General features: G+C 36.8%; 17 protein-coding genes and 1 riboswitch. Of the genes, 4 read left to right on the forward strand and 13 right to left on the reverse strand.

The window, feature by feature from the left end:
• Positions 1–97: 97 nt before the first annotated feature.
• The 3 genes from HFD15_RS10765 to gnd all read right to left on the reverse strand — a co-directional run bounded on the left by HFD15_RS10765 (position 98) and on the right by gnd (position 4,184).
• Positions 98–1,513 (reverse strand): gluconate:H+ symporter, encoded by a 1,416-nt coding sequence (locus HFD15_RS10765; RefSeq protein ID WP_167593650.1) that lies wholly within the window; start codon positions 1,511–1,513, stop codon positions 98–100.
• A gap of 133 nt (positions 1,514–1,646) precedes the next feature.
• Positions 1,647–3,158, reverse strand: a complete 1,512-nt coding sequence (gene gntK / locus HFD15_RS10770) for a gluconokinase (RefSeq protein WP_003131772.1) — start codon at positions 3,156–3,158, stop codon at positions 1,647–1,649.
• 120 nt (positions 3,159–3,278) lie between these two features.
• The gene (gene gnd / locus HFD15_RS10775) at positions 3,279–4,184 is read right to left on the reverse strand and encodes a phosphogluconate dehydrogenase (NAD(+)-dependent, decarboxylating) (protein WP_038603774.1); all 906 of its coding nucleotides are present in this window, start codon (positions 4,182–4,184) and stop codon (positions 3,279–3,281) included.
• A 364-nt stretch (positions 4,185–4,548) separates the two neighbouring features.
• Here gnd and HFD15_RS10780 point away from each other — a divergent pair, with 364 nt between their 5' ends.
• A complete protein-coding gene (locus tag HFD15_RS10780; RefSeq protein ID WP_012898662.1) occupies positions 4,549–5,397 on the forward strand; it encodes a MurR/RpiR family transcriptional regulator in 849 nt (282 codons plus the stop codon).
• A gap of 37 nt (positions 5,398–5,434) precedes the next feature.
• Positions 5,435–5,743, forward strand: coding sequence for a DUF960 domain-containing protein (locus HFD15_RS10785; protein ID WP_017865196.1), 309 nt, complete (start codon positions 5,435–5,437; stop codon positions 5,741–5,743).
• 81 nt (positions 5,744–5,824) lie between these two features.
• On the opposite strand, the gene HFD15_RS10790 is transcribed toward HFD15_RS10785, so the two are convergent.
• The 5 genes from HFD15_RS10790 to HFD15_RS10810 form a co-directional block, all read right to left on the reverse strand.
• Positions 5,825–6,598 carry a metallophosphoesterase gene (locus tag HFD15_RS10790; RefSeq protein ID WP_058208075.1) on the reverse strand — a complete coding sequence of 258 codons (774 nt, stop codon included), beginning with the start codon at positions 6,596–6,598 and terminating at the stop codon, positions 5,825–5,827.
• Between the two features lie 199 nt (positions 6,599–6,797).
• Positions 6,798–7,043 carry a 30S ribosomal protein S18 gene (rpsR, locus tag HFD15_RS10795; protein ID WP_023190141.1) on the reverse strand — a complete coding sequence of 82 codons (246 nt, stop codon included), beginning with the start codon at positions 7,041–7,043 and terminating at the stop codon, positions 6,798–6,800.
• A 173-nt stretch (positions 7,044–7,216) separates the two neighbouring features.
• On the reverse strand, positions 7,217–7,717 hold the full coding sequence (locus HFD15_RS10800; protein WP_003131953.1) for a single-stranded DNA-binding protein: 501 nt from the start codon (positions 7,715–7,717) through the stop codon (positions 7,217–7,219).
• Positions 7,718–7,746: 29 nt separating this feature from the next.
• Positions 7,747–8,040 carry a 30S ribosomal protein S6 gene (gene rpsF, locus HFD15_RS10805; RefSeq protein WP_003131954.1) on the reverse strand — a complete coding sequence of 98 codons (294 nt, stop codon included), beginning with the start codon at positions 8,038–8,040 and terminating at the stop codon, positions 7,747–7,749.
• Positions 8,041–8,231: 191 nt separating this feature from the next.
• Positions 8,232–9,086 carry an undecaprenyl-diphosphate phosphatase gene (locus tag HFD15_RS10810; protein WP_058208076.1) on the reverse strand — a complete coding sequence of 285 codons (855 nt, stop codon included), beginning with the start codon at positions 9,084–9,086 and terminating at the stop codon, positions 8,232–8,234.
• Positions 9,087–9,268: 182 nt separating this feature from the next.
• Positions 9,269–9,451, forward strand: a riboswitch (Lysine riboswitch).
• Positions 9,452–9,608: 157 nt separating this feature from the next.
• Here HFD15_RS10810 and HFD15_RS10815 point away from each other — a divergent pair.
• Positions 9,609–11,075, forward strand: coding sequence for an amino acid permease (locus tag HFD15_RS10815; protein WP_017865200.1), 1,467 nt, complete (start codon positions 9,609–9,611; stop codon positions 11,073–11,075).
• Between the two features lie 34 nt (positions 11,076–11,109).
• Here the strand turns inward: HFD15_RS10815 and dnaX are convergent, their stop codons facing one another.
• Genes dnaX through HFD15_RS10830 form a run of 3 tightly spaced genes read right to left on the reverse strand, consistent with a single transcriptional unit; the run spans position 11,110 to position 13,967 of the window.
• The gene (gene dnaX / locus HFD15_RS10820; protein WP_058208077.1) at positions 11,110–12,756 is read right to left on the reverse strand and encodes a DNA polymerase III subunit gamma/tau; all 1,647 of its coding nucleotides are present in this window, start codon (positions 12,754–12,756) and stop codon (positions 11,110–11,112) included.
• 49 nt (positions 12,757–12,805) lie between these two features.
• Positions 12,806–13,447, reverse strand: a complete 642-nt coding sequence (locus tag HFD15_RS10825; RefSeq protein ID WP_003131958.1) for a phosphotransferase — start codon at positions 13,445–13,447, stop codon at positions 12,806–12,808.
• 31 nt (positions 13,448–13,478) lie between these two features.
• On the reverse strand, positions 13,479–13,967 hold the full coding sequence (locus HFD15_RS10830; protein ID WP_003131959.1) for a GAF domain-containing protein: 489 nt from the start codon (positions 13,965–13,967) through the stop codon (positions 13,479–13,481).
• 509 nt (positions 13,968–14,476) lie between these two features.
• Here HFD15_RS10830 and HFD15_RS14585 point away from each other — a divergent pair.
• Positions 14,477–14,749, forward strand: a complete 273-nt coding sequence (locus HFD15_RS14585) for a chorismate mutase (protein ID WP_023190154.1) — start codon at positions 14,477–14,479, stop codon at positions 14,747–14,749.
• 88 nt (positions 14,750–14,837) lie between these two features.
• On the opposite strand, the gene HFD15_RS10840 is transcribed toward HFD15_RS14585, so the two are convergent.
• Positions 14,838–15,284 (reverse strand): hypothetical protein, encoded by a 447-nt coding sequence (locus HFD15_RS10840; RefSeq protein WP_058208554.1) that lies wholly within the window; start codon positions 15,282–15,284, stop codon positions 14,838–14,840.
• 289 nt (positions 15,285–15,573) lie between these two features.
• On the reverse strand, positions 15,574–16,758 hold the full coding sequence (locus HFD15_RS10845) for a site-specific integrase (RefSeq protein WP_153241212.1): 1,185 nt from the start codon (positions 16,756–16,758) through the stop codon (positions 15,574–15,576).
• Between the last annotated feature and the right edge of the window lie 149 nt (positions 16,759–16,907).

The raw sequence follows: 16,907 nt of genomic DNA on the forward strand, positions 1-16,907 counted from the left end.
TACGTTCGCTTTTTCCCTCTCCTGTATTCGCTTTATTTCATGCCACCACTAGCTTTGACAAATTAAAAAAATAAGTCAAAATTGACTTATTTTTTTATTAATGTACCCAGATACTCATCAACATGACCATCCCTAAACCTACAACTGCGATAATCGTTTCTAGTACTGTCCAAGTTTTTAATGTTTGTTTGACATCTAAATCAAAGTATTCTTTAAACATCCAGAATCCTGCATCGTTAACATGAGATGCGGCAATTGAACCTGCCCCTATTGCCAAGACCATTAGTGCGGCTGTATTTGGAGAAGCTGATGCAAGCATTGGTTGAACTAAACCTGCTGCTGTTAAAGCGGCCACGGTTGCAGAACCTAAGGCTACACGTAAAATTACTGTGATGATCCAAGCAAGTAACAATGGCGAAAGTGGTGAATCTTTAAACATATTGGCGATTTGGACTGAAATCCCTCCATCAATAAGAATTTGTTTAAGAGCTGCTCCACCACCGATAACTAACAATAGCATCGCAATTGATTTAACTGAATCTGCAATCGATACTGCAATTTCAGAATTTTTCTTACGTTGCATCCAACCCATAGTAACTAAGGCAAAGAGTAGTGAAATAATCATTGCCGATACGGGATTACCAATAAACATCATCACATTTTCAACAAAACTTGATGGGTAAGTGGTGGTCGTTACTACCTTTCCTGCTTTCATTGCACTTGTTGTTACTGCGGCAAAGGGTTTCCCATCATTAGTCGCGATAGAATAAATGGTGCTGATTGCCATTAAGATTACTGGCATTAATGCTGTCAAGATGGAAATTCCAAATCCTGGAGTTTCTTCTAATTTCCATTCTTTGATTTCACCAAAGGCGGATAGTTTATTTTTTACAACAAAGGCTTCTGGAACCCATTTTTTAGCAATTTTTGTGAAAACTGGACCTGCGATAATGACTGTTGGAATTGCTGCAATAATTCCGTAAAGGAGAACAGTTCCAGGATTTGCGCCTAGTACACCAGCAATTGCAATTGGTGCTGGATGAGGAGGTAAGAATCCGTGAGTTACTGAAAGTCCGGCTGCCATTGGAATTCCGAGGTAAATCAAGGGAACACTTGCTTCTAAGGCGACGGCAAAGACAATCGGAATCAAGAGAACCATCCCAACTTCAAAGAAGGGGGCAATCCCAATAATGAAACTGGCAACCATGATTGCCCATTGAATTCTTTTTTTACCAAAACTGTTAATAAGCGTTTTTGAGATACGATAGGCTCCACCAGCATCAGCAATTAGTCTTCCAAGCATTGCTCCAAAACCAAAAACGATTGCTAACTCTCCTAATGAGCCTCCGATTCCGTTTTGGATTGAAACAGGGATTTGACCGAGTGGCATTCCAAGTCCTAACCCAACTAAAACCGCTACGACAATCAAGGACACAAAAGTGTTAATTTTAAATTTGATAATCATCAGGAGGAGGATTAAGACCCCAATTAAAAGTACAAGTAAATCAATCATATATTTTTTCCTTTCAAAAAATATTGAAGATACTGTGTAAGCACGATTGCTGGCGCTTACAATTTGCTTTTAAAAATTAACTCAATACTTATTTGTGATATATGGAAGTATTGAGTCTTTAAAGAATATAAGTTTATTTTTCTTCTTCAAATTTTCTTTGGAAATTGGCAATATTTTCATATTCTGCCAAGAGAGAGCGAGAAAGTCGGATAAATATTGGACTAATTTCTCGGTAAATTTCGAAATTTTTTGGATTGGGTTGGTAGGTTTCGTTTGTTCCTACCATCGTTTCGATTTCGCTGATATCTTCAATTAAGCCAAGGGCTTTTTCAGCCATGATAATGGCGGCTAAACAGCCAGCTTCTCGGCTCTCTGGCACATTGATTGGTTGTTCAAAAATATCTGCTAGGATTTGTGTCCAGAGTTCAGAGCTTGTAAATCCTCCTGTCGCTTGAATCATATTTAGGTCACCTACTACTTCAACAAGGCTAAGCGCAACCATATAAATATTGAAGATAACCCCTTCAAGAACAGATCTTGCCATATGACTACGATTATGTCCGTAGTTTAGGCCAAAAAATGAACCTCTGGCATTGGCATCCCAAATCGGTGCTCGCTCGCCTCCAAGATAGGGGTGGAAAAGCAATCCATCAGCGCCCGGGGAAATGTTTGCTGCAAGTTCCGTGACTTCATCAAAAGAAATTTTTCCATCAAAAATTTGGTCACGAGCCCAACGGAAAACATCTCCACCAGAGTTTACGGGACCACCGACTACCCAATGCTCTTTGTCTAATGCATAGGTAAATGTGCGTCCTTTTTCATCTGTTTTAGGTTTGTCAGTAACTACTCGAATCGCACCAGATGTTCCAATTGTGATGGCTGCAACACCCGGTTTAATCGCATTTACTCCCAAATTTGACAACGGACCATCGGCTGCACCCCAAATAAATTTGGTGCTGCTTTGAATTCCCATTTTCTTGGCATATTCGTGAGGAAGGTTTTCTTCTATCTCATAGGGTTCAACTACTTTAGGCAATTGACTTTCTTTGATTCCAGTCATCTCTAGCGCTTCTTTATCCCAATGAAGTTCAAATATATTGAAGATACCTGTACCTGTTGCGGTTGATAAATCCATTTTATTTGTTCCAAAAAGTCTTTGGAAAATGTATCCTTTAAGTTCCAAATAGTGGGCTGCTTTTTGATAAATATCTGGATGTTCAGCTTCTAACCAGATAAATTTAGATAAAGGAGCCATTGGATGAAGAGGCGTTCCGGTTCTTCGATAAATATCAAAACCATTTTTAGAGGCCTTAATTTGTTCGGTGTATTTTACTGCTCTTGTATCAGCCCAAGTGATTAATCTTGTAAGCGGCTGCCAATTTTCGTCAAAAGCAATTAGCGAGTGCATTTGTGTACTAAATGAAACGGCTAAAAGTTCATCTTCATCTTCTAAATTAATTGAAACTTCCCTGATTGTCACTAAAACTGCTTCAAAAATTTCTTCAAGAGATTCTTCTGCCATCCCACTAGCATCACGATAAAGGGGATAGGCTTGGCTACTACTTGCAACTATTTTTCCATTTTTCTCAAAAAGCACTGCCTTAGTTGCTGTGGTTCCTAAATCGACGCCTATTAAATATTGCATTTAGGCTCCTTTTCTTCTATATATTTACTGACAGACTTTAAAATTCTTTCATCATCAGTAGTTTTTTACTGACAGAAGTTTTTTGTCCTAGTTAGCTTACGCTTCTCATCTGTCAGTAAATTATTTTTGTTCTACGTCATGTCCGCCAAAGCCATTGCGCAAAGCGGCAACTACTTTTCCGGTCATGGTATCTTCTTGTAATGAGCGTTGACGCATCATTAGTGACAAGGCAATAACTGGGGCAGGAACGCCTAAGTCCAAGCTTTCTTCGACGGTCCATTTTCCTTCTCCTGAAGATTGAACATGACCGATAATTTGGTCTAGTTTAGGGTCTTTTGAAAATTGTTCTTGAGCAAGCTCCATCAACCAGCTTCGGATTACTGAACCATGATTCCATAATTTTGCAACGGCTTCATAGTCATAATCAAATGGTGACTCTTCTAAAATTTCAAATCCTTCAGCAATCGCTTGCATCATCCCATATTCAATTCCATTATGAATCATTTTCAAGTAATGACCACTGCCAAGTTTCCCTGTATAGAGGTAGCCATCTTCCATTGAGATTGCTTTGAAGATTGGTTCTATGATTGTCCAAGATTTTTCATCATCTCCACCAATCATAAAATTTCCGCCTTGACGAGCTCCAGCCATTCCACCAGAGGTTCCAACATCAAAAAATTTAATTCCTTTTTCTGTCAGTAATTTATTTTGTTCTAAATTATCTTTGTAATTAGAATTTCCACCGTCTATCAGAATATCTCCAGCTGACAACTTTTCAGAAAGCATTTCAATCGTTGAATTTGTAGGAGTTCCTGCCGGAAGCATCAACCAAACAATTTTGCTTGCTGGCAATTCTGTCAGTAAATTTTCAATTGTGCTGACAGCGGTAATTTTGTCTGAGTAATCCTTAGCTTCCTCTACCGCTTTTGTATTTAGATCGTAAGCAACAACTTCAATCTCATGGTCAACGGCATTTTTCACAAGATTCATTCCCATTTTCCCTAAACCAATCATACCAAATTTCATCATTTTTTCCTCCGTGGCATCGCTTTCATTTTATAACTTTAGTATAAGTAATTTTTTTTCATTTGTCAACAATATTTTTTGTAAAATATTTTCTGATTTGTCAAAAAAATTTCAAGTTAGGAGTTTGGAATTTTTGAGAAATCGAAAAATCTTGAGTATCACTACTTATAACACGCTATAGCGAACTCCCTAGATACCTTATTACTCCGCTCTAGGTGTAACAACTAGCATATCTGTAAGTCAGTAAACTGACAACAGCTATCCTACGCATCGTTCGGTCCCAATAAAATGATAGCCAGTACATGAAACATTGTTTCGTGTTACTGGCTATGATATAATGTAGTCAATTAGAAGGAGGCTTGATATGTCGCGTACTTTAATCAGCCGAATCCGAAGTTATTATGATAACCTCAGTAAATCAGATCAGGCAATTTCTGACTATTTAATTGCGAATATTGATAGTGCAGCGAGGCTTTCAATTCAGGAATTTGCTCAAAAAACTCATGTCTCTACGGCTACAATTTCCAGATTTTCTAAAAAAATTGGCTTTAATTCCTTCCAAGAATTAAAACTCGCCATTCATGCCACTGACTCGACACGAAACGATGAATTTTTTAGCGAACTTTCACCAACTGACGATTACAAAGAAATACTGACAAAAAACTTCAACGGCAATATTTCATCATTAAATTCTACATTAAACCTTATCACTAACAGACAACTTGACCAAACCATGGAAATTTTGCTCAATGCCAGCACTTGCGGTTTTTTTGGTTTGGGTGGTTCAAACGCTGTTGCATTGATTGCTTTTCATAAATTTTTGAGAATGCCTTTGCACTGCGTTTATCATCAAGATTTTCATTTTCAACAAATGCAAGCTGCAAAATTAACGAGCGACGATTGTGCTTTTGTTATTTCACATACAGGAAAAAACAGAGATACAATGCACTTGGTTGAAATTTTGAAGAGTCGCGGGGTTCCAATTATTGCATTGACTTCTTTTGCGAGTTCACCTTTAGCTAAAGCGGCCGATGTCGCGCTAATTTCAATTTCTGAAGAAATTTCATTTCGACCTGAAGCTGTCGCTTCCACTGTTTCTCAAATTAGTTTGCTTGATGCCTTGTTTATGATGTACGGAATGAAAATGAAAAATGTTTCTGAAGGGACTTTATCTGAAATCCGAAAAGTCATTCGAGATTCCCGTATTTCCTAGAATTTATCCATTTATCTTATAGAAAGGATGTGATTTTATGGCATTTTCTAACACTAGACGACGCTACGCAAGTTTTGATACCGTTGCGTCAATTCCTGGAGAAGTCATTGATGCCTTTTGGTTTATTATTGACCATCACCTCAAGGGCGTTTTTCCACTAGAAACAATTATCAATTTTGACTTGGTTAATTCGGATAATTTACTTTCTATTCGTTTTTCTCAAGACAATAGTCCAACAACCATCCTCGTTGATTTTGGCTACCCTTTTAATCCTGAATGGCCTCTACACTACCGAGCCGTTGATAATATGGGACGCGAAACGATCATGACTGCAAGAGAAATGTAATAACAGAATTTTTAACAAAGCTGTCAGTAAATTTTTAAATAAAAAAATAAAAAAATCTGTCAAAATTACTGACAGATTTTTTTAGATGTAGTAATACACAATTTCTGGAGGCACCCCAAAACGAATAGGTAAGAAAGTCAAACCAATTCCACGATTAACATACAATTTTGTTCGGTCATTGAGCTGATACAAACCACCATCAGCACTACTTGACCCCTTATTGCGTAAACGCCAATTTCCTATCCGAATTTGCCCTCCGTGACTATGACCAGAAAGAATTAAATCAAATTCCTTAATTGTTTCCATGTCTAAAATAGTATCCGGTTCGTGAAGGGCTAAAAGCGAAAATGTTGCATCAATAGGCTCAAGTTCAAAATCAGGCCGTCCCTCCCGCCAGTCATCAACCCCAGAAATAGATAAATTATCTTTGACAACTGATGAATTTTTCAACAGAAGAAAACCAGCTTTTTCTAGAAACTCTTCAACAAACCTTGACGATTTTTCATCATCAAAATCATGATTACCAAGTATCGCAAATTTCCCAAGAGGAGCTTTAAGTTCTGACAATATCGTCAGTAAATCAGTCCAATCTCGATTTTTTGCCCAAGCAACCTTGTCAAATAAATCTCCAGAAAAAATAATTAAATCTGGCTGTTCATTAGCAATATTTCGAGCAAATTTTTTAAAACGACGACTAGTCGTGTGCCAAGCAAAGTGGGTATCGGTAAAATGAGCAATTTTTAAATTTTGTTTTTGAGCGATTTTTACATGTCTCACTTTCATCAAATGAGGCTCTATAAAAATTCCATAAATTAACAAACTTAAGAGCACTGCTCCTATTATCAATTCAATCATTTGTCCATTTTATCATAAATTCACTGACAAAAACATAGTATTAATCAAAAATACTTGATGAAGTTATCAATCTATTCTCTTTTTCTGACAAATTTCTGGTCAGTAAATTCGGACGGAACCGAGCTTTCTGTCAGTAAATATCAACTCTAATTATCAAATTTTTATACAAAAAAAGACCACCGAAGCAGCCTTTCATTTATTAGTTTTGGTCTTCAGCTACGAATGGAAGCAAAGCCATTATGCGCGCGCGTTTGATTGCGTTAACCACTTTACGTTGGTTTTTAGCAGATGTACCAGTCACGCGACGTGGCAAGATTTTACCACGTTCTGAGATGAAACGTTTCAAAAGTTCAGTGTCTTTGTAGTCAACGACTTCGATTTTGTTTGCAGCGATGAAGTCAACTTTTTTACGGCGTTTGAAGCCGCCACGACGTTGTTGTGCCATTTTATTTCTCCTTATATTATTTTTAGATGTCTGTTTAAAGCTTTCTTAGGATTACGACGTTATTATGAAAAGCCGATTCTGCTTTTCATAATAACTAGTAAGAGGGTTAGGAAATCCGCCATAGCGGTTTCCGTGAAATAATTAGGCGCTTTAGCGTCAATTATTTCACCCTATTAGAATGGAAGGTCATCATCCGAAATTTCCATCGGTGAGCTACCAAACGGATCAGCATCACGACCGAAATTCGGTGTTGCATTATTGTTATTCGTTTGTGGACGTGGAGTATTATTTGTAGATTGGCTAGGTGCAGAATATGAACCAGCAGAAGTTCCGCCTCCCATACCTTCACGAGCAGATCTACTTTCCAACATTTGGAAACTGTCAGCCACAACCTCAGTCACATAAACGCGTTGACCTTGTTGATTTTCATAGTTACGTGTTTGAATTCGACCAGTTACCCCAATCAAAGCTCCTTTTTTAGCCCAATTCGCCAAATTCTCAGCTTGTTGGCGCCAAATAACGCAGTTAATGAAATCAGCCTCACGTTCGCCATTCGCATTTTTAAATTGACGGTTTACAGCCAATGAAAATGTTGCGACAGCTTGATTTTGAGGGGTGTATCGAAGTTCAGGATCGCGAGTAATGCGTCCTACTAATACAACATTGTTAATCATGATGAACTTCTCCTTAGAAATGAAAGCTCTTAAGCTTCAACTTTAACGATCATATGACGAAGAATGTCAAGGTTGATCTTAGCAAGACGGTCAAATTCGCTCAAAGCTTCTGAAGTTGTTTCAGCTTCAAAAGTTGCGATGTGGTAGATACCTTCGCGGAAATCATTGATTTCGTAAGCAAGTTTACGTTTTTCCCAGTCTTTAGACTCAAGATTTGCAGCACCGTTGTCAGTCAAGATTCCATCGAAACGTTCAACGAGGGCAGCTTTTGCTTCTTCATCAATGTTTGGGCGAATAATATAAAGAATTTCGTATTTAGTCATTGATTTTTCCTCCTTTTGGACTAATGACGCAGGTTGAGTCCTGCGTAAGTTGTGAGTTTTTCCCACAGAGTTATATTCTATCACTTTTTTCTATTTTTAGCAAGAATACATTTAAACTTTCCCTCAGCAAAGAGAACTATTTTAAAATAAAAAATACCAACTAAAGAGAGTTGGCATAATTTATCTCATTCTTAGCCCAAAAAGGCTTTAAACATTGCATAAATAAGAAGGATAATCCCTAACACAATCCGATATTTCCCAAAGAAAGTAAAATCATGTTTTTTCACATAATCGGTCAAGAACTTGATGGCAACCATTGATACCCCAAAGGCAACTATACAAGCTACTAACAAGACCCCAAATTGTTCAAAACTTAAAGAATTCCCATTTTTGAAAAAGTGAAGTATTTTGATGAAACTAGCCCCAAACATAACTGGAATACCCAAGAAAAAGGTAAATTCTGCGGCAACTTCACGACTTACACCAATTAATAAAGCACCGACAATTGTCGCACCTGAACGCGATGTCCCTGGAAGTAAAGACAGCACTTGGAATAATCCAATATAAAGAGCGGCACGATAAGGCAAACGGTCAATATTCATTACGGAAAATTCATGGTTTGGTACCCACCGACGCTCAATGACAATAAATGCTACCCCATAAATAATTAACATGAAGGCAACAGGAACAAAATGGTAAAAATGTTTGTCCAACCAGTCATTAAGTGGTAAACCAATAATCGCTGCTGGTAAAGCCGCAACCAAAACTTTCAACCACAAACGCCAAGTTAATTGAATTTCACGTGGGGTTTTTTGTTTGTCAGCTGGATTTAACTTATTAAATGGATTCAGTTTATGAAAATAAAGAACAACAACTGACAAAATTGCTCCTAGCTGAATCACAACATCAAACATTTCTTTAAAAGCTGCTGATTGATTAAGACGAATAAATTCATCAGCAATAATCAAATGTCCTGTTGAGGAAATAGGTAACCACTCAGTGATTCCTTCAATAATACCTAAAATAATGGCACGAATAAAATCCATATTTTGCTCCTAGAAAATTTCAGTAAAAAGACTGATTTTTATTGACTGACATAGCAGTCCTATCCTCATAAGTATATCATAAATGACAAATGAATAAACTTACAAAGAAAGTGATTATTTGTAATTAATTTTACATTCTCTTCCTTGACATCATCTTAAAATTGCGCTAGAATTACAAATAACACATCGATAGAGGTCGCAACTGATATGAATCTACGCCGAGTTGGAGCACAACAAAGACGCGTATATAGAGGAGGAGAGGTTGCCGAAAGAATTTTGTTGCTCAGCAAAGTTCTTGGGCTAGTGAGAAAAACTCACTAGACTGTCGCAAATGGTTAATAACCATGCGGAGGGCTATTCGTTCAAGAAAATTTTTAAAATTTTGTCGGACCTTTAGCAATCTATTCTATCTAGTAGGATTGCTTTTTTTGTTTTTCTCAGACTTTTCTAAACTAAACAGGAGTAAGGTTGAGTCTGAGTCAAACAAGTCGGTGTAGAATAAATTTTATTAGGGAGAGAATTTTGGAAAATTCTTCAAACTCAACTACTGAGACGCAAGTAAAACGCGGCTTAAAATCACGCCATGTTTCCATGATTGCCCTTGGCGGAACAATCGGAACTGGATTGTTTCTGACTTCAGGCGATGTCATTCACACGGCAGGACCATTTGGTGCACTGACTGCCTATGTTCTTATCGGAGCAATGGTTTACTTCCTCATGACATCACTTGGTGAAATGGCCACTTATTTACCCACTTCTGGTTCTTTTTCAGACTATGGAACACGTTATGTTGACCCAGCTTTTGGTTTTGCTCTAGGTTGGAATTATTGGTTGAACTGGGCAATTACCGTAGCGGTTGATTTAACAGCCGTTGCCCTTTGTATCAAATTCTGGTTACCAGATGTTCCAAGTTGGATTTTTTCACTGATTGCCTTAATTATTGTCTTTGCAATCAATGCCTTATCAGTTAAAACTTTTGGCGAAACTGAATATTGGTTGTCAGCCATTAAAATTACTGTTGTTGTTTTATTCTTGATTATTGGTTTCTTATCTATTTTTGGAATTATGGGCGGTCATATTGACGTCGCTAAAAATCTTTCAGTTGGTAATCATGGTTTTGTCGGAGGACTTGGTAGTTTCACTACCGGCGGAGGGATTCTCGGCGTACTCTTAGTCGCTGGTTTCTCTTTCCAAGGAACAGAATTGCTCGGAATTACAGCTGGTGAAGCTGAAAATCCTGAAAAATCAATTCCTAAAGCTATGAACTCTATCTTCTGGCGTATTCTTGTCTTTTATATCTTATCTATCTTCGTGATGGCGGCTATCATTCCATTTACCGACCCCCACTTAGTTGGAGGAGATTCAGCTGCTCAAAGCCCTTTCACAATTGTATTTGAACGTGTTGGTCTCTCTATTGCAGCTTCTATCATGAACGCCGTTGTTTTAACTTCTGTCGTTTCAGCAGCAAACTCTGGAATGTATGCCTCTACTCGGATGCTTTATTCACTAGCTAAAGATGGTGGCGCACCAAAGATTTTCTCAAAAACTTCAAAAAACGGGATTCCTTTCATTGCTTTATTAGCTACAACTGCTGTTGCTTTACTCACATTCTTGACATCAATTTACGGAGTTAGCTTCTTTACATTCCTCGTCTCAGCCTCTGGTTTAACAGGATTTATTGCTTGGATTGGGATTGCAATTAGCCACTTCCGCTTCCGCCGCGCCTATGTCGCTCAAGGAAAAGATGTTAAAAAATTACCTTATCATGCAAAACTATTCCCATTTGGTCCAATCTTAGCCTTAATTATGACCGTTTTAGTCACACTCGGCCAAGACCCAATGCTTCTTTTTGGTAAAACTTGGGTGCAAGGTGTCATCATGTATGCCGCAATTCCACTCTTCTTCATCCTTTACTTGGGTTATAAATTTAAAAACAAAACGAAACTTATCCCCCTTAAAGAGGTTGATTTAAGTCGTCATAAAGATTAAAAAAAGTCGCTCAATGAGCGGCTTTTTTATTATTTTAATCATTAATTTCAACTACTTTTTCACCAAAGAGTTCTTTAGCTAAGTTTACCGTTTCATCCGGCTCTTTTTCATCTTCTTCATCTTCTTGAACATTTTCAGATTTTAAATTAGAAACATATTCTGCTCGAACTTCTTGCCAGTCTTGTTCAGCAAGAGAGATAATTTCTGGCGCAAATCCAACAATTGAACTCAAGAGATTCCCACAAAAAAGTTGCAATTCTTCATTTTCACTGACTCTTTTAGCAAGATTCTCATGAGGAAAAGTCACCACAAGGAAATTTTCTGACGCAGCGACAGGGGCTGTATTATTAAGTAAAGCTCGGTCTGCCGGTTTAGTTACCGAAGCAACAAGTTCTGGCCACGCACTTAGAGCAGCTTTTCTAGCTTCATTTGTCGCCTCAGCCAAAGCTTTATAAATTAAATCTTTGTTAATTTGGCGTTTTTTAGATGCTATTGGTTTCGGACTGCCTTTAACTTTTTCTGTCAGTAAATTATTTTGTGAATCTGAATTTACCTGAATTTGACCAGCTGAAATTTGAGCTTTCAATTGATTAATTTCGGTTTTTAAAGTAGCAATTTCGGCTGTCAGCTGATTAGGGATTTCTCCTTGCGAAGTATTTTGTCCAATTTCAGCCAAACGCATGGTCATGACGTCTGCCGCAATTTTTGTTTGAGTCGTTTCCTTTATCGTTTTCAAACTTTCAATTGCAACATCAATCCATGAAAAAATTTGACCCCGGTCATACTGAGAATTTTTATCCAAGAGTAAATCCCGAAGGTATGCTAATAAATCTTCCGTAAATCGAAGCATATTTTTTCCTTCAGCAAAAATCTTATCAAGTTCCGTCAGCGCTTTTGCTTCATCATGCTCAAAAAGTGCTGCAACATATGTTACTAAAGCATCTGCAGCAATCGACCCTGTGACAAGTAGTGCATCATTTTCTTCTAATTTTCCTGATGAAAACGATAAGGCTTGGTCTAATAAAGAGAGGGCATCACGCATTCCACCTTCAGCTGCTTTAGCAATAACATCGAGTGCTTTACCGTCGAATTCAAGTCCTTCATCAGCCATTATTTTTGCTAAATAAGTCCGAATGTCTCCTGTTGTGATTGATTTAAAAGCAAAACGTTGAACACGCGAGATAATGGTTGCTGGAATTTTTTGTAATTCAGTAGTAGCCAGGACGAAAACAACATTTTCTGTAGGTTCTTCTAGTGTTTTCAAAAGTGCATTAAAAGCCCCTGTTGAAAGCATATGCACTTCATCAATAATATAAACCTTGTAAGTGGCTTGACTAGCTGCGTAAGTTGATTTATCTCGAATTTCTCGAATTTCGTCAACCCCATTATTTGATGCCGCATCAAGTTCAATGACATCATCTAAGCTTCCTTTGGTGATTGAGTCACAAATAAAGCAATTATTGCAGGGCTCTCCATCCACTTGATTAGGACAATTTATTGCCTTAGCAAAAATTTTAGCTGCTGAGGTTTTCCCTGTCCCTCTTGGACCAGAAAAAAGATAAGCATGTGAAATTTGATGATTGACAATCGCATTTTTTAATGTTGTTGCTACAACTTCTTGCCCCACCATTTCATCAAATCTTTGACTTCGATATTTTCTATATAATGCTTGATATGCCATTTTTCTCTTCCAATTTTTTTACTTAGTATTCTTTTCATATCCGCTTGTTTCAATAGAAATCTTGCCCAAGACTATAGTTTAAGTCTTTTAAAATTTCAGTTGAAGCATCACGTGATTGAATCAATTCATCAATATCTTGTGATTGATAATTTCTGAGGGCCTGTCTGAGGGCGAACATTCTTGCTCGATTAATCGTTGCCTCATCTGCTTCGGTTGCCGCAAAAAATATTTTACGTGCTTTTTCATCAAAAATCGTCCAAGCAATTGCTAAATCAAAAGCTGGATCACCAATAACAGCTTTGTCAGTAATTTTGACGTTAACTAACTTTCCGTCAGTAACTTTTAAATTTTGCGTAAGCAATTCCCCCAAAACCCAAACAGGTTTCTTGGACCATTTTGTTTTTGCTGCAAAATCAAATTTTTCTTGCAAAAGGTCAGCAGGAACAACTTTTTGATAGACTTTCAAAAGTTCTATCATCTCAGCTTCAAAGAAAATCAAATCAGAACCAGCAAAAGCATTTTCAAAACTAGGTGACTTTGCATCTGTTGTTGGTAGCCGATGTAATTGATAGAGAAAACTTCCTAATTCTTGCGCAAATTCACGAACATCTCCAATATTACCTGGATTTACAGATGTTCCTTCTTTTTCCCCAAAACGGTCAGCAATAAATTTTTTTACTATTTCACTCATTTTTTTCTCCGATACCCTTTAAAATTTTGATTTAACCTACTTCAAAAAATTTAAAATCAGTCATTTCACATAAAATGTTAGCAAATTCTTCAAGATATTTTTGGTCGATTTCATCGTAAAAACCAATTTCTGAACTGTCTAAGTCAAGAACCCCAACTAATTTACCATCTTTAACCATTGGAACAACAATTTCAGACATTGCTCGACCGTCACAAGAAATATAATTTTTGTGTTTCTTTACATTTTCAACAATAATGGTTTGGCGATTTTGAGCTGATTCCCCACAAACCCCTTTGCCCATTATAATTTCAACGCAAGACACAGACCCTTGAAATGGCCCTAAAATTAATTTTTCACCATTGTAGAGGTAGAAACCTGTATAAACTTGCTCAGGCAAAAAGCTCCAAAGTAAACTACTTGCATTGGCTAAGTTTGAAAGTGTATAATTTTGTTCACTAAGAAGCGCTTTTAGTTGCAAATTAAGCAACTCATAACCTTCGATTTTTTCTTCTTTATTCATCTTGTTGCTCCTCAAAAATAATATAATCCATTATATCATTTTTTAAAGGCAAATTTTAGATTAGTTTTGATATAAGCATTCTTGCTTCTACTACGCTGTCCGTTTTGACTAGCTGCTCAAGCAACTGCCAAAAAGGCAACACGCTAAAGCGTGAACGCGCAGACGAAAAGGTGAAAAGCTATACTTTTCTAATCTGCACCCTGAAAGCTCCCTTTTCAGTCGCTTCCAGCTATGGCGTCCTTCCTGCCTTTTCACCTTGCTGGCTTAGATCGAGCCCTTTTGTCCGTTGCTTTAGCAATGCTGACAAAATGGACACCTGTGGTATGGACAACGTAGTGAAACAAAGTAGATACCTTATTACTTCTCTACGCTACGTTGCTAAAGCAACAAGTCGAGCCGCACTCACTCGGCGGAAAATTATCGTCCCGCTGAGTTCGGTCATAATGAGAGAAAGAAGTCAGCAACATGAAACGTTGTTTCGTGTTACTGGCTATGATATAATAAAAACCATGAATAAACTAGAAGAACTTCGGAACAACATTGACCACGTGGACCAAGAAATCGTTCAGCTTCTTGAGAAACGTATGACAATTGTTCAAGAAATTAGCCAAGAAAAACAAGCACAAAAAATTACTATTTTAGATAACTCTCGCGAACAAGCCGTATTAGATTTGGCTCGCCAAAATATTAAAAATTCTGCTTATCAAGAAACAATCATTAATACTTTTAAAGATATTATGAAAAATTCTCGCCTTTATCAAAGAGAAAACCGTGAACAATAAGAAAAAGTTACTGACAAAAATTCTATCACTCCTATCTGCTTGCTTACGCAACTTACAGACTGAGCGATAATTTTGTCAGTAACTTTTTTTATAATTTAAATTGTCCAGCTAAACTGTCTCGCAACATCATGTATTCTAATTGCGGCAAATCAAGCAGAACCAATTTACTATTTTCTAAAAGATTATTTTCTTTCAAGCTGTTAAGAAAACCTTTAATTTCTGTTGTTCCCAAATAGAGACACTCAACAAAAATAATATGTTTTTCCTTGGTCATCTGACCGATAAATCGCGAAAAATCTTCTGGAGTCAGTGCCTGATCAATATCTGAACGACCAGCTACCACTAAATCCTCGTTTTCATCTTTAACTGTAGCAGCAAGCTCTTTAAAGATTCCAGAATTTATCTTTTGATCTTTACTTTCCGCTTCAATAGACTCTTCAATTTCAGCATATGCGCCTCGGTCAATCATAGCGACAGTTGCAATTTCACCATATTTTAAAGCAGTCAGTGAATCTTTCAAATCATTGAGTTCCATATTTTCCTATGCAAATCTACTTTTAGTAAAAAGTATTAAGATTCGCTTCCTTTCTCGCATTAAATTCATAAAACCTATCTCAAGTTTACACTGACTTTGTGAATTTTTCAAAAAATATGGCTCTTTTTGTGATTTCAACTTTGATTTAAAGTTTTATCAGTAAAAAATAAGTGCCTTTTGCTATAATAAAACTATATAACAAGAGAGAGCTATAAATCCCTTTGTAACAAGTATTCCACTAATTAAAACTATCTTTTTTTACGCTTTTTACTACGTTCGCCCCAAAAAATCATAATGCTTTTAAGATATTGCTGAACTTTTCGGCAGTCTCTTTTTTCTTGTCCTTGGCAAGGTGGCTATATGTATCTAAGGTTGTTGTTATTTTAGAGTGTCCTAACCGCTCTTGTATCTCTTTAGGGTTCACATCGTTGTTCATTAACAAGCTGGCATGAGTATGGCGGAAACCATGCAGACCGATATTTGGAAGTCTTGCTGATTTCAAGTGAGAAGAAAGGCGAAACCTCTCACTTTCATAAATCAATCTTTGACCGTCATAAGAGAATACTACACTATCAGACAAACCTATAACTTTATTATGGTTATTTTGGTATTTACGCCAATTTGCTAAAATTTGTAAAGTGGCATTATCAAGCGAAATAATTCTATTACTTCCTTTAGTTTTGGGACTATCTTGCACTTCTCTGCTCTGTAAAGTTGTCTTTGTTACATTAACAAGTTTTTCGGAGAAGTCAATATCAGACCAATTCAAAGCCAAAGCCTCACCAATACGTAAACCAGTAGCCAATAATAGACGATATAAGGCATTATGTAGCTGGTTCTCTATACTTGGCTCTAACGATTCAAGATATTCTAAGAACATTTTCAGCTCTTTATCATCAAAATACTTAATTTTACTTACAGTTCTTACCTTTAATTTAGGAGGAAAAACTTTAGTAGCTGGGTTGCTCTTTATTGCTCCTAGTTGCATGCCATAATCAAGAATACGTTTGATGATATTGAGCATTATCTTAAAATTTTTACCTTTACCTTTTTCACGCTTACCATTAACTATTTCAGCCGTATTAGCATTTTTAGACCAATCGTTAACAATACTTTGTAATAACATCGGAGTTATTTTTGGTAAAACGTATGTCCCAAGAGCTGGTAAAATGTATACTTTTAGATAATTTTTCACTGAACGTACACTATTTGCTTTAACTGTCAGCTTATAACTTTCAAACCAACTCAAAGCCAAAGCCTCAAAGTTATCAAAGACGACTTTTTCTCTTGCAATTGTTGACCCGTTATTGATAAAATTATTTATAGATTGGCGTGCTTTAATCTCACACATTTTTCTACTATTGGCACTTACACTTGTTCGTACTTGCTTACCAGTCAGACTATCTACGCCCAAATAAACGTTAGTTCGGTACACCTTTGTACCGTCTTTTTTTATATATTCTTTAATATTCATATTTTCTTCCTTTCCATTTTTGTACTAATGTCAGGCAAGGCATGTACAAGGATTGAGAAATATTGTTATTAGAGCTTATACGATTAATTAGTTAACTGGTTTATTAGTTTATAGAGTTATAAAATTATCAACTGATATAATATTATTTA

Origin of the sequence: Lactococcus sp. EKM203L, assembly GCF_011800585.1 — a bacterium.
GTDB lineage: Bacteria > Bacillota > Bacilli > Lactobacillales > Streptococcaceae > Lactococcus > Lactococcus lactis.